At 50.8% G+C, this 12,529-nt stretch carries 9 protein-coding genes; 4 read left to right on the plus strand and 5 right to left on the minus strand.

The annotated features are described in order from the left end of the window. The 5 genes from TX85_RS14620 to TX85_RS14640 all read right to left on the minus strand — a co-directional run. Positions 1-247: hypothetical protein (locus TX85_RS14620; protein ID WP_044480248.1), on the minus strand; the 247-nt coding region annotated here is incomplete at its 3' end. Further along, positions 244-3,399 (minus strand): DEAD/DEAH box helicase, encoded by a 3,156-nt coding sequence (locus TX85_RS14625; RefSeq protein WP_044480250.1) that lies wholly within the window; start codon positions 3,397-3,399, stop codon positions 244-246. The genes TX85_RS14620 and TX85_RS14625, both read right to left, overlap by 4 nt. Before the next feature lie 164 nt (positions 3,400-3,563). After that, positions 3,564-3,941, minus strand: coding sequence for a RidA family protein (locus TX85_RS14630; RefSeq protein ID WP_044480252.1), 378 nt, complete (start codon positions 3,939-3,941; stop codon positions 3,564-3,566). A gap of 103 nt (positions 3,942-4,044) precedes the next feature. Further along, the gene (locus TX85_RS14635) at positions 4,045-5,514 is read right to left on the minus strand and encodes a sensor histidine kinase (protein ID WP_044480254.1); all 1,470 of its coding nucleotides are present in this window, start codon (positions 5,512-5,514) and stop codon (positions 4,045-4,047) included. Between the two features lie 97 nt (positions 5,515-5,611). Then, on the minus strand, positions 5,612-7,141 hold the full coding sequence (locus TX85_RS14640; protein ID WP_044480255.1) for an HD-GYP domain-containing protein: 1,530 nt from the start codon (positions 7,139-7,141) through the stop codon (positions 5,612-5,614). A gap of 489 nt (positions 7,142-7,630) precedes the next feature. On the opposite strand from TX85_RS14640, the gene TX85_RS14645 reads away from it, so the two are divergent. The 4 genes from TX85_RS14645 to TX85_RS14660 all read left to right on the plus strand — a co-directional run bounded on the left by TX85_RS14645 (position 7,631) and on the right by TX85_RS14660 (position 12,211). Beyond that, entirely contained in the window at positions 7,631-8,536 is a 906-nt protein-coding gene (locus TX85_RS14645; protein ID WP_044480256.1) for a hypothetical protein, read from the plus strand. A 62-nt stretch (positions 8,537-8,598) separates the two neighbouring features. Further along, positions 8,599-10,473, plus strand: a complete 1,875-nt coding sequence (locus TX85_RS14650) for an FAD-dependent oxidoreductase (protein ID WP_044480257.1) — start codon at positions 8,599-8,601, stop codon at positions 10,471-10,473. A 128-nt stretch (positions 10,474-10,601) separates the two neighbouring features. After that, positions 10,602-11,066 (plus strand): hypothetical protein, encoded by a 465-nt coding sequence (locus tag TX85_RS14655; protein WP_233500758.1) that lies wholly within the window; start codon positions 10,602-10,604, stop codon positions 11,064-11,066. A 161-nt stretch (positions 11,067-11,227) separates the two neighbouring features. Beyond that, positions 11,228-12,211, plus strand: a complete 984-nt coding sequence (locus tag TX85_RS14660; RefSeq protein WP_044480259.1) for a polyprenyl synthetase family protein — start codon at positions 11,228-11,230, stop codon at positions 12,209-12,211. Positions 12,212-12,529: the final 318 nt, after the last annotated feature.

Genomic DNA, 12,529 nt, shown 5'->3' on the forward strand with positions numbered 1-12,529 from the left:
GCCATGGCGGCGAAGCTGGCAGCAGGTCGCCAAGCGCGCCTGCGCCTTCCTCAAGCAGCCGCGCCAGCAACAACGGCTGCCGGCTCACCTGCAGCGGGAGCTCCAGCCGCTCCCGCATGGCGGTGCTGCACGCCCGGAGCAGCACCCGCGCTCCTCTACCTCCGGGAAGCTCAACCCTTAGCCCTTCCGGCACCAGTTCCACGCGGGCTTTGCCTGCTTCTCCGCGGCTTTCTTGTCTCCGCTTCATTTCCGGTCCACCTCCAGATAGCCGCCGGTCTGCAGCATAATCAGATCGGCCAGCTCTTGATCGGACATCTCGGTAAGCCATTGCTCGCCCGCGCCGACAACCTGCTCGGAGAGCGCCTTTTTCCGTTCAATCAGCTCGTCGATTCTCTCTTCCAGCGTGCCTTGTGTAATCAGCTTATGGACCTCGACATTTTTCTGTTGTCCAATTCGGAATACCCGATCTGTAGCCTGATTCTCCACCGCCGGATTCCACCAGCGGTCATAGTGAATCACGTGGTTGGCCCGGGTCAGATTGAGACCGACGCCGCCAGCCTTAAGCGACAGCACGAAAATCGGCGCGGCCGTCCCTTTTTGAAACGCCTCCACCAGCTCATCCCGTTCTCTTCGCGGCATGCCTCCGTGCAGAAAGCCGGGAGCCTCGCCATACCGCTCAGCCAGCCGATCCTTAAGCAGTTCACCCATTTGCACATATTGGGTGAAGATCAGCGCTGCCTCCCCATTATCCATAATCAAATCGAGCAGCTCATACAGCCGATCCAGCTTCCCGGATCGTCCGCCGCCCGCACGCCCTCTGCTCGGAACAAGCTGAGGATGGTCACAGATTTGCTTCAGCCGGGTCAAGGAGGACAGCACATGCCCCTTCCGGGCAATGCCGCTCATTCCGTCCAGCGAGGAAATCAGTTCCTCCGTGACGGCCTCATACAGAGCCGCTTGCTCCACCGTAAGTGAACAGTAGGATTTAAGCTCAATTTTCTCCGGCAGATCCTTGCGGATATCCGGATCGCTCTTCAATCTGCGCATCAGAAAAGGAGCAACCAGCTTCCTCAGCTTCTCCAGTTCTCCTCCCGGGGAGTCTGCAGCACTTCCGTAACGGGCACGGAATGCGGCATGGGTCCCCAAGTAGCCTGGATTTAAAAACTGGAAGATGGACCACAGCTCACTGAGCCGATTTTCCACCGGTGTACCGGTCATTGCGATCCGCTGCGGCGCTTGAAGCTTCATGACGCTTTGCGCCTGCTTCGTGCCGAAGTTCTTAATATATTGAGCCTCATCGAGAACAATCGTCCTCCACTCCATATCCCGCAGATCCTTTGCATCCCGGCCGGCCAGCTGATAGGTCGTCAGCACAATGTCGCTGCCGCGGCAAGCCTTAATGAACTTCTCCTCATGAAGACGATCTCCGCCGTGATGAATATACAACCGGAGTCCCGGAGCAAATCGGACGATCTCTCGCTGCCAGTTCCCTAGCAGAGAGGTAGGACAGATGATTAGGCTTGGTTCTGATGACTCCCGTTGACCATCCAGCAGTTCTGTAATGACCTGGACCGTCTTTCCCAGTCCCATATCATCGGCAAGCAGCGCGCCGAAGCCCAGCTCGCGCATGGCGGCCAGCCATTGGAACCCCCGTTCCTGATACGGCCTTAACGTGCCGTTCAGGGATTCGGGCACCGGGCGAGGGCTTGAAGCATGCAGCACGCCACCTTCCAGGAAGGCGGCCAGCATCCCTTCGGCCTCGACATGCTCCACCTGCAGTCCTTCGGGCAGAAGCGATTCGGTGCCCGCTGCAAGGGCCATGAACTCACGGAAGCTCATCTCCCCTTGCTCCTGCTTCTTGAGGAGCTTCAGCACCTGCCGAAGCTCCTTGCTGTCAATCTCGATCCACTCTCCACGGAACCACACCAGAGGAGACTTCGAGGCGGCAAGCTTTGCAAGCTCCTCCCTGCTTAACGGTTCTCCATCCAGGAGCGCTTCTATTTCAAACGAGATCAACTGCTGAACACCCAGCCCTTGAGACTCTCTCCACGAGCCATGCTCCATTCCATTCGCGGAAGCAGCGGCTGCCTTCCAGTTAAGCGCCTTGATTTTTACCCCGGCCGACCTCCGTCCCTCTCCTGTCCAGCGGGACGGCATTTGCACGGTTACTCCGTGCTTTCTAAGCGGTGCAACAGAGCGGCGCAGAAATTGATACACATCCTCCGGCTTCAGCGTGAGGGCCTCCGGACGCGGCGACATCAGAAGCTCTTCAAGCTCCCGGCTGTACTCGGCAGCCTTAGCCAGCCGGATCAGCAAGCTCCGCTGTATACCTTTATACCTTCGGCCCCGCAGTTCCATATCCGGCTCGGGATAACTCCAGATGATCCCGGCAGGCAACAGAACTGCAGGATCTTCAACCCCTTCTCCCCAGCAAGAGAGTCTCCAGCGAAGAAGCGACCCGTCCTCCGCTAATTCATCTCCATGCTCTGCAAGCGGCTCAATTCTCAGGCATAACCGAATTGAGCCCGGCTCGAGCCCGTCGTCGTGATCCGCCTCGAGGCCTTCCGGGCCACGGTGCTTGCCTTGCACGCGCTCAATTTCCGCAGTTAACTGCTCGATCTCGGCACTGCTTCCCTGGATGTCCGGCGGTATAGAAGCGCTGAGCAGATGGTTCCACCACAATTCGGCAAGCGGTGAATAGCCCCGGCTGTAGCCGGCTCTTGCCGGGTTCAGCTTTCTGCCAAGCTCCCCTACCGCCAGCCGGGTCTCCCGATCAATCATCGCAGTAAGAAAGGAGCGCAGCACGGCGGCTTGCCGCTCCTCCAGCGAACCCTCCTCGGCAGTTGACTGCACTGCAGCCAGGGCGATTGGCGGCATCGATGCAGCCAGACTATGAAATCTGTCCAGATCGTCCCCCTTAAGCTCCGGTCCCCATTCAGCCGCAGCCGATGACTGATTGGTGCGCCGGCGCCCAAGCGGGTTTGCACCTGCCCTGATGCCCGGCGCAATTCTGCCCTTAGCCAGCAGACTGCGAGCAAATTGCGCCGCGATGCTCCAATATTCAAATTCTCCGCCCGGTTGAATCCCCTTGGATTTATAATAGCTCTCATCCCAATTCAGCAAGAGCTGCCAGGTTTCCGTAACAGACAGCGCGACACCCTCCAGCGTCCTGCCGATCAGGCCTCTCCGTTCACCAGCCCCCGACCATTTCCGACCGCCATAAACCGGATATCTGACCTCGGCAAGCCGTAAGGCAGCGTGCTGAAACGGACGCAGTCCCTGGACGGGCTCCAGAGGACGGATTGCAGCCGTCCATGCATCCACCTTCATTTCCGATATTTCACCAGAGAAGCAGAACATTACCTCTCCAAGCCAAATTCCATATAGACGTTGATTCATGTTGATCTCCCGTCATGCAAGCATGCTTCGAATTATGAAAAACCGCAATAATTACTATCTTATACGAAACCGTCCCGATATAAAACTGCAGCTGCGGGCAAATCAAAAGGAGCGTCCTGCCTTTTCAGGCCGGAGCGCTCCCGGAGGTCCCCATCTATTTCGTCCTATTTCGTCGCAATAACTTCAATCTCTACAAGTCCATCCTTCGGCAGTCTAGCTACTTGTACCGCACTTCTGGCCGGATAGGGCTGTGAGAAGAACCCGCCGTAAATCTCATTTACCTTGGCGAAGTCATTCATATCAGCCAAGAAGACCGTTGTTTTGACTACATGCTCAAGACCCAAGCCGGCTTCCGACAGAATCGCCTTCACATTGTTCAACGCCTGAGTGGTTTGTGCCTCGACCCCCTCAGCCAGCTGTCCCGTTTCCGGAATAAGCCCTAATTGCCCGGAAGCAAAGAGCAGATTTCCGATCTGTACAGCTTGAGAATACGGGCCAATCGCACCCGGTGCCTGTGTCGTTGATATTACTTGCTTGCTCATCATTATCTCTCCTTCTTTTCTTGTTATCTGTTGCCATTCCTGCTTATGCCTTCTCTAAAAGCTACTTTTGTTCAACTGCAATAAGAACTCGTCCAAATACCAGCTAGTCTGCGCCCCCGTGAGCTTCCTTCTCTTCATCGGATAGGCCGTGGCCAGTCTCATTCTGTATTAACGGAAGATAAAGATGGAATAGGCTTCCTGCTCCTTCGCGGCTATCAACCTGGATGAAGCCTCCCATTAAACGGGCCAAGTCTTGGCTGATGGGCAGGCCCAATCCTGTACCTCCATACTTCCGGCTAATCGAGCCATCCGCCTGCCGAAACATCTCAAAGATCGCTTCATGCTTGTCCTGCGGAATTCCTATTCCGGTATCTGCCACCGAAAATACAATCCATTCTCCTGACATCGAGCTCGCTGAGTTGTCCTTATGAATCATCAGATCCACCCGCCCCTGATGCGTAAACTTGAAGGCATTGGATAACAGGTTGCGCAAAATCTGACATAGCCGCTGGGCATCCGATTGAATCGTACTCGGAAGCTCGGGCATCATCGTAACCTCGAATTCAATTCCCTTTTGCTCGGCATCATGCTCGAATTGCAGCTCCATCAGTTGAACAACTTCCGCAAGAACGACTTCTTCCTGGACGACCTCCAGTCTGCCCGCCTCTACTTTGCTCAAGTCCAGAATATCATTGATTAGCTGCAGCAGCTCTCTTCCAGACTTATAAATGATAGTACCATAATTCGGAGTATCCTTCTCTAGCGATTCCTCTTCATGCCCCTCTTCGCTCTCTGAAATCATCTCGGCTAAATTAATAATGCTGTTGAGCGGGGTCCGGAGTTCATGCGACATATTAGCCAGGAATTCAGACTTGTATTGGGAAGCCTGTGTTAATTGGCGGGCCCGCTCTTCTAAAGAAAGCTTTGCCTGCCGCAGCTCTTCCGTCTGACGGGTCATCAATTCATTTGTGTGCAGCAGCTCCAGCTTTCGCCTTTGATCCATTTGAAAGTCGAGCAATATTAGGGCAAATATGCAGCTAAACAGCAGGGTGATCGGCAGTGTGGAGGGCATGATCGTAAGTATGTATTCCTTGAATGGGATTACTCCGAAGATGGCAATGTCCAATACATTGACGGTATTCAGCACCAGAATCGTCAGGATTCCCCGGGTGCTCTGCTTGTACTGCCTCTTGTTCATCCAGGTAATCATGAATGCGCATAAAATGCCTAGAATAACAAAATTGATCGTGCCCGCAATCGCAGCCTCGCTGATTCCAAAGGTTAACCGGCTAAAGCCGATCCCGAAAGAAATGATCATCACGACTACAGGCTTCGCATAAACAATCGCAGCAATAATTAGCGGGACAATCCGAAGATCAAAGAGGACATCGCCCTTCAACTGAAATCCGAACTTCATGCAAATCCAGCCTGCAAAGATAAACCACAGAACAGATAAAATATAATTAATCTTGCCTGATATTTTCACAAGAATGTATTTATATAGAATATTGGCCAAGTATGCCATCGTAATCAACAGCGCCATGTTAAGCAAAAAGATTTTGCCAAAGCCCATATAGTCCCTCCCGCGGATGAGTTGGGTTGTATCCTTCTGTTCCTTATTCTTCCTTCATTTTAACACAACCGCGGTCTTTTTCATTCAGACTTTAACCCTACTTCCGTTCATAGGGCAATGGTTTCTGCGGCGCCGATTCCGCCAGCATTTTCCGGTAGTCCTCCGTAAACAAACGGGAGAAATACGGATCCCATTGGGTGCCTCCGCCCTCCTCCAAAATCGCAATAGCCTTCTCTTCGTCCATTCCCTTACGATAAGGACGATCCGAGGTCATCGCGTCAAAGGCGTCCGCAACGGCAATAATTCTGCCAAACAACGGGATGTCTTCTCCGGAGAGCCCGTCCGGATAGCCTGCCCCGTCATACCGCTCATGGTGCGAGCGTACTCCCGGCAGGAAGGAAGCCATGGCGTCCACCGGCTCAATCTGCTTCAGAATGGCTTCGCCAAGCACAGGATGCTGTTTGATCTGATCCCACTCTTCCTCCGTCAATCGTCCCTCCTTTAATAGAACAGCATCCTTAATTCCTATTTTTCCGATATCATGCAGCAGTGCCGACTTCCGCAAGTCCTGTATTTCCTTCTCCGGAAGATTCGCCAGCCGGCCGATTCTCACCGCGTATTCCGCAACCCGTTCGGAGTGCCCTGCCGTATAGGGATCACGAGCGTCCAGTGCCGCCGCCAAAGTCGAGAAGTAGCTTTCCAGGAGCTGGTTATTTCGTTCGGCCTGAATTTTCAAGCCGCGCATCATATGATTGAAGCCGGATACGAGTCTGGAAAATTCGTCAGAGAAAAGATCGCTGACACCGGACCGCAGATATCCGTTGTGCACTTCCGCCATTTTTTCATAAAAGAGCTGGATCGGCGTAACCGTATCCCGAGTCATTAATCTCGAGCCGATAAATGCAAAGGCCAATCCAACGCACAGGATGGCAGCGGCTCCTCTCCAAAAATAATCATTAATAAAAATGTCCCCTCCGTAGCGGTACTCGATCGCCATACTATAGAGCAGCAACGGGACGGCGACAATAACAAACAGGCTCCATCTGAGTTTGCTCTTAATCGAGATCAGTACTCGTCCATGAAGCGACAGCTCCTTCTCGTAGAGAATATAAGACCAGTTATTCAACTCCAACAGCACCGGATGGATACTGTTCGACGTCATATAAAACTCAATAAGTGCATGCATGCCGGTAACTAGAATCGCTGCAGCGGCTGTCAAGAACACCTGATAGTAGTTGATCGTGAGCTGTCCGGTGTGGGTAAACCAAAGGCATAGTGCAGTTGACGGAAGCAAATAACCGATCAAATGAGGCCCCATAATCCGCTTTGCGACCAACGAGGGAAGACGGTGGGTTCGAATGTATACACTTTGAAGATAACCGAAGCTCTCAATATTGTTGACGAAGCAATTACGAATCGGACGAAGCTGAATGTGATAGACCCCCCAGCCGAGCACAATCATAACGATCCCCGAGAAAAGATGAATTCCTATAAATAGAAGCCGTTCTTCAGCGGGAATTTGGGGCGGCGATATCATAAGCAGAGCGACTCCGGCCGTTCCTGCCATTAACATTCCCACACAGTAATTAACGATCAAGCTTGAAATAAACTTCTTATATATGGTCAACGGCGTAGTCATCCTTCCATGAAGTTCCGAATTTTCATATTTTCATCATTTTTGTCTTCCATCTTTATCGGCACGCAGTTGGGAAGATTATAGTTTTTGTTTTCATACAAAAATATTAATTTGCTTAAACTTTCATATGCGTATAAAATAAACTCTGGGTTTTCAGAATCCAAATGAAAATGAGAAGTTTGAGTAAAAAATAAGATAAAATTTTAAAAATAAAATTAAAATTTTAAAGAATAGATTGAGGCTCAAACCCGCTGCCCGTCTGAATTTCAGCCTTTTTCGACAATATTTAAAATCACACCCCAAGTGATCTATTTCACATTATCACCTATTTTTATATGCTAAAATTCCATCGAACAATGGTTTTGAGACTCCCTCGAAACCGGAAGGCCTTGTCCCGCAACGATTTTCATTCTTCCTGTCGTTATTAAAATGTCTGCACATTTTAATATATATATTTTATCTAACTGGAGGTCATTTAACATGAAAAAAGCATCTATTCTACTCTGCACCGCCCTGTTGATTGGCGTTCTTGCCGGCTGCGGCTCCAACAACAGTAAAGACAATGCAGCCCCTGCAAACAACACATCAACAGAAGCACCGGCAACGAACAGCACTAACAGCGAAAATACCGCTGCTGAGCAAGGTCAATACCAAGACGGCGATTACTATGCAATCGGTGAAGCAGACGCAAAATCCGGCTGGCAATATTATGTTACTTTGAAGGTTGACGGCGGCAAAATTACTGAGGCAAACTGGAACGGCATCAACGCTACTGTTGGTCCTGACAAGGTTTCCTACTCCGAATCCGGCAAGTATGGCATGAAAGCCGGCGGCGCTCAATCTGAATGGCATGAACAGGCTGCACTTGTTGAGCAATACCTGCTTGAAAAGCAAGATCCAAAGGATATCACTTTGGGTGAGGATGGCAAGACCGACGCAATCTCCGGCGTATCTGTACACGTAAACGAGTTCTTCGATCTGGCTGACAAGGCTCTCGCAGCTGGTCCGGTTGAGTTGGGCGTATACAAAGACGGTTACTACCATGCTGAAGGCGCTGAATTCGATGCAAACTCCGGCTGGAAGGAAACTGCTGACGTTGTTATCGCTGCAGGCAAGATCATCCACGTTAACTTCAGCGGTGTGAACGCAGCAGGCGAAGACAAGAAGCAAAACTCCATCGATGGCAAATACGGTATGAAGGCTGGCGGCGCATCGTCCGAATGGCATGAGCAAGCAGCAGTGGCTGAAGCTAACCTTGTAGAATCTCAAGATCCCGCTGCCCTTACATTTGGCGAAGATGGCAAGACCGATGCTCTGAGCGGCGTATCGATCTCCCTGCAAAGTTACTTCGATCTTGTATCAAAAGCGCTTGAAGGTGCAAAATAAGTTTAAATAGAAAGTATAAATAAACTCTCAGTCCCACCACCCTATTTAAGAAGGTGAATCTTTTGAAGAAAATTGTCGTTCTTGGCGGAGGCTACGGCGGTGTCGTTACTTCCAAACACCTCGCCAAATTGTTCAAAAAGGATAAGGATGTTTCGATCCAGCTGATCGACCGTAATCCTTACCATACGCTCCTGACGGAGCTGCATGAGGTCGCGGCTAACCGCGCTCCTGAAGATTCGGTTAAAATCGAGCTTAAAAAGATTTTTGCCGGTCAAAAGGTTGACGTTGTTCTGGACTCTATCGATAATATCGATTTTGCATCCAAAGAGCTTCGTTCCGCTAAATCAACCTACAAATATGACTACCTGGTTATCGGTACGGGCTGTAAGCCGACTTTCTTCGGGATTCCAGGTGCAGAAGAGCACTCTTTGACGCTCTGGTCCTATGAGGATGCAGTTCGTCTCAAGGAGCAAATCCGCGACAAGTTCGGCAAAGCTGCGAAAGAAACCGATCCGGTTAAACGCTCGAAGATGCTTTCCTTCGTTGTAGTAGGTGCCGGCTTTACGGGTGTCGAGCTGGTTGGCGAGATGGCTGAGTTCCGGAATGAGCTCTGCAAGGAATTCTATATCGATCCTAGCGAGGTACGCCTTGTTGTGGCCGATATGGCTCCGAAAATCCTGCCGATTCTGCCCGACAAGTTGATTGAGAAGGCCGCTAAGCGCCTGAACAAGATGAATGTCGAAATCGTTACTAGCGCAAAAATCACCGGTGTTACGCCGTCTGGCGTCGTACTCGGCGACAAGTCGCTGGAAGCTGACACCGTTGTATGGACAGCCGGTGTTGAAGGCTCCGATCTCGTTGGCAAGCTGGATGTTAAACAAGAAGGCCGTAAACGGATCGTAACGAACGACAAGCTCCAAAGCGTAGACCATGACGATGTATACATCGTTGGCGATAACATCTTCTTTATTCCTGAAGGCGAGACTCGTCCGGTTCCGCAAATGGTTGAAAATGCCGAGCAGGCTGGCCCGCTTATTGCGCACAATATCTATGCTGACGTTCATAACAAGCCTAAGAAGCCCTACAAGCCAGGCTTCCACGGCACCATGGTATGTATCGGCAGCCGTTATGGTGTAGCGAATGTCGGTCTTCCGAATAAAATGTTCATGCTGACCGGATTCATGGCTATGTTCTCCAAGCATTTGATCAATATGTATTACCTGTTCACCGTAGCAGGCTTCCATAAGGTATGGACATACATGATGCATGAATTCTTCCATGTGAACAACCGCAGAAGCTTTGTCGGCGGACACTTTGCCAAGCGTTCTCCGAACTTCTGGCTGCTGCCGCTGCGCATCTTCGTCGGTTACAAATGGCTGGAAGAAGGGATCGATAAGCTTCCTAAGATCTTGAAGGATCCTTCGAATATCTTCCTGATTCCTCCTTCACCGCACGCCGACGTTGTTACTGCAGCGAGTCAGGCGGCTGAGGAAGTTAAGACGACGGTTGACGCTTCTTCCGCAGCATCGGCTGTAGAGAGCGCTTCGACTTCCGTAACGGCTCTGCCGGTTCCGGGATTCATAAAGAGTATTGTGAACTGGTTCATGGACATCTTCTTCTATACTTCAGATGGCGGTTATACCGCTTTGGCGACTGTATTCCAATTCTTCATGGTATTCATGGAAATCGCAGTCGGTGTGATGATCATTGTAGGTCTGTTCACTGCTGTATCGTCTGCAATAACAGTCGCACTCGGCGTCATGATCTGGTCCTCCAGCATGGCTTCGACAGAAATGCTTTGGTACATGACTGCAGGTGTCGCGTTGATCGGCGGATCCGGCAGTGCGTTTGGACTTGACTACTATGTTCTTCCTTGGCTCAAAAAGCAATGGAAGAAGATCCCCCTCGTTCGAAGATGGTACTTGTACACAGACTGACGCAGTATCTTCGCCAAGCATAGAGTATCTTATTTCATAATTTCATTAGAGTAATGCACGCTCGTGTGCATTACTCTAATTTTTACTACTTTTCATCTTTACTTGCCCGGCAATACGCCTCAAGGAGTGTGCCATCATTGAATAAATATGAGCTGATCCAGGACGCATTTCAAACGTTGCAGAGAGAAATTTCGCCCGATACGGGAATTCAACTGGATATGCCTTGTGAAGAAGCGGAAGAGATGGCGAATCTGCTGTTTGAGTATGGCCTTCCCACGCTCCGTTCCACCCGGCTGTTGTCCATTTACATCGCAATCAAGCTCGCCCTGCTTCGCCATTCGGATTTCAGTAACTCCCTTCATGGAGAGAATCTGACCCGCAAGGTACTGGACGGCGACTATCTATACAGCTTCTATGTGCAGCTCTGCCTGCAATGGAACGAATATGATCTGCTGGCTCATCTGGCCCCGGTCATCAAGCAGATTCAAATCCGCAGAATCGAAGGCGCCGCTTACCATGACGTACTGCTTCAATGCTGGGAGCTGTTTTTCGAGCTGGAAAAAGAGTCTGTACGCAAAAGCCGTGCTATGTAGGACCTATATAAGTTGAACTAAAGAAGCTACGTAGAAAAGGTAGAAGTATAGGTGCAAAAGCTTTATGCAAGAAGGCACACTACACTCTTCGCCTCCAATGTACAATCTTTAGTTCAACTTATATGGTAGTGTATATTAACATTCATCGGGAGAGGATCCAAATGACAAGACTGGATGAGGAACTAGGGATCTCGCTTCGCTCCGTTGATCGTGCAATCGAGAATATGGTTAAATTCGATAAGGATATTCCCCGCTCTTCCCCGCTTGCCCAGCATATTCTTCAATTGATTCATTCCGGCGGCAAAAGAGTTCGCCCGCTCATGGTTATCGTAGGCTCCCGTTTCGGACCTTCCAAGGATGAGAAAAAGACAATGAGACTTGCGGCGGCTGCTGAATTTATCCACGCAGCTTCTCTGATTCACGATGATATTATCGATGATTCTCCGCTTCGTCGAGGCGAGCCTGCGCTGCACGTTAAGCTGGGCGTTCACGATGCACTGCATGTCGGTAATTATATGTCGGCACGGGTTGTAGAATTGATCTCCGAATACTCTGCGGAACGGGAGCGTTTTGCTTACGACCTGTCTTCCCTTGTTACCACACAGCTATGCTTGGGCGAATACCAGCAATTATCCCATTTATACGATTACGACGTTCATATTGAGGAGTATTTGGAGAAATCCCGGAACAAAACGGCACAGCTGATGGCTTCTTGTCTGAAAATAGGAGCGTTGGCCGGTGGTGCTGAAGAGAATACCGCTGATTTGCTCTACTCCTTCGGAGAGAAGCTGGGCATCGCCTTCCAGATTCGCGATGATATCCTGGACTTTACCCAATCGGCCCAGAAGCTTGGAAAGCCTGCGGGAAGCGATCTGCGCAAAGGTCAGGTGACCTTGCCCGTGCTGTTCGCGTTAGAGGTAGATGCGCTGGCTTCCCGGATACGTTCTATCGGCCCCGATACCCCATCAGAGCAAGTGGATGCCGTTGTTGCTTCTATTCAGCAATCCGATGCGCTCCGCCAAAGCGAGCTGGTGAGTGAGCAATATCTGGATGAAGCCCGGGAATTGATCCGCCAATTGGAAGCCTATCCCGCCCATCAGGACTTGAATGTTCTATTGAATTACTTTAGCGGCCGCGACAACTGAATGCCAGAAAGGGCTATCCCCAAGACTTGATCTACGGGATAGCCCTTGTTTGTGTTACGCATGGCAGCGATTTTCTTGGCTGAAGGTTCGAATGAGGATGTGGAATGAGCGGGAGAACAGCTATCAGAAAAGGACACGTTAGAGGGGGCAACGTGTGGTATGTAAGCAGGAAAGTGTGCGATAGCAGTTATCAGGCTGAACCGCAGTTAGCACGTAGAGAAGGCAGCCGTGTGAATGGCTATGCCATAAGCTGCGCTGCAAAAAGCTTGCCGCCTGTGGCGACTATACCCGCCAAAAGTAGCGTACGCAATTCACTTT

It is taken from the genome of Paenibacillus antibioticophila (assembly GCF_000455265.1).
In the GTDB taxonomy this organism is placed as follows: Bacteria; Bacillota; Bacilli; order Paenibacillales; family Paenibacillaceae; genus Fontibacillus; species Fontibacillus antibioticophila.

Coding starts and splice junctions, on each gene's coding strand:
- TX85_RS14625 (WP_044480250.1), bottom strand. CDS start 3,399: ATGAATCAACGTCTATATGGAATTTGGCTTGGAGAGGTAATGTTCTGC.
- TX85_RS14630 (WP_044480252.1), bottom strand. CDS start 3,941: ATGAGCAAGCAAGTAATATCAACGACACAGGCACCGGGTGCGATTGGC.
- TX85_RS14635 (WP_044480254.1), bottom strand. CDS start 5,514: ATGGGCTTTGGCAAAATCTTTTTGCTTAACATGGCGCTGTTGATTACG.
- TX85_RS14645 (WP_044480256.1), top strand. CDS start 7,631: ATGAAAAAAGCATCTATTCTACTCTGCACCGCCCTGTTGATTGGCGTT.
- TX85_RS14660 (WP_044480259.1), top strand. CDS start 11,228: ATGACAAGACTGGATGAGGAACTAGGGATCTCGCTTCGCTCCGTTGAT.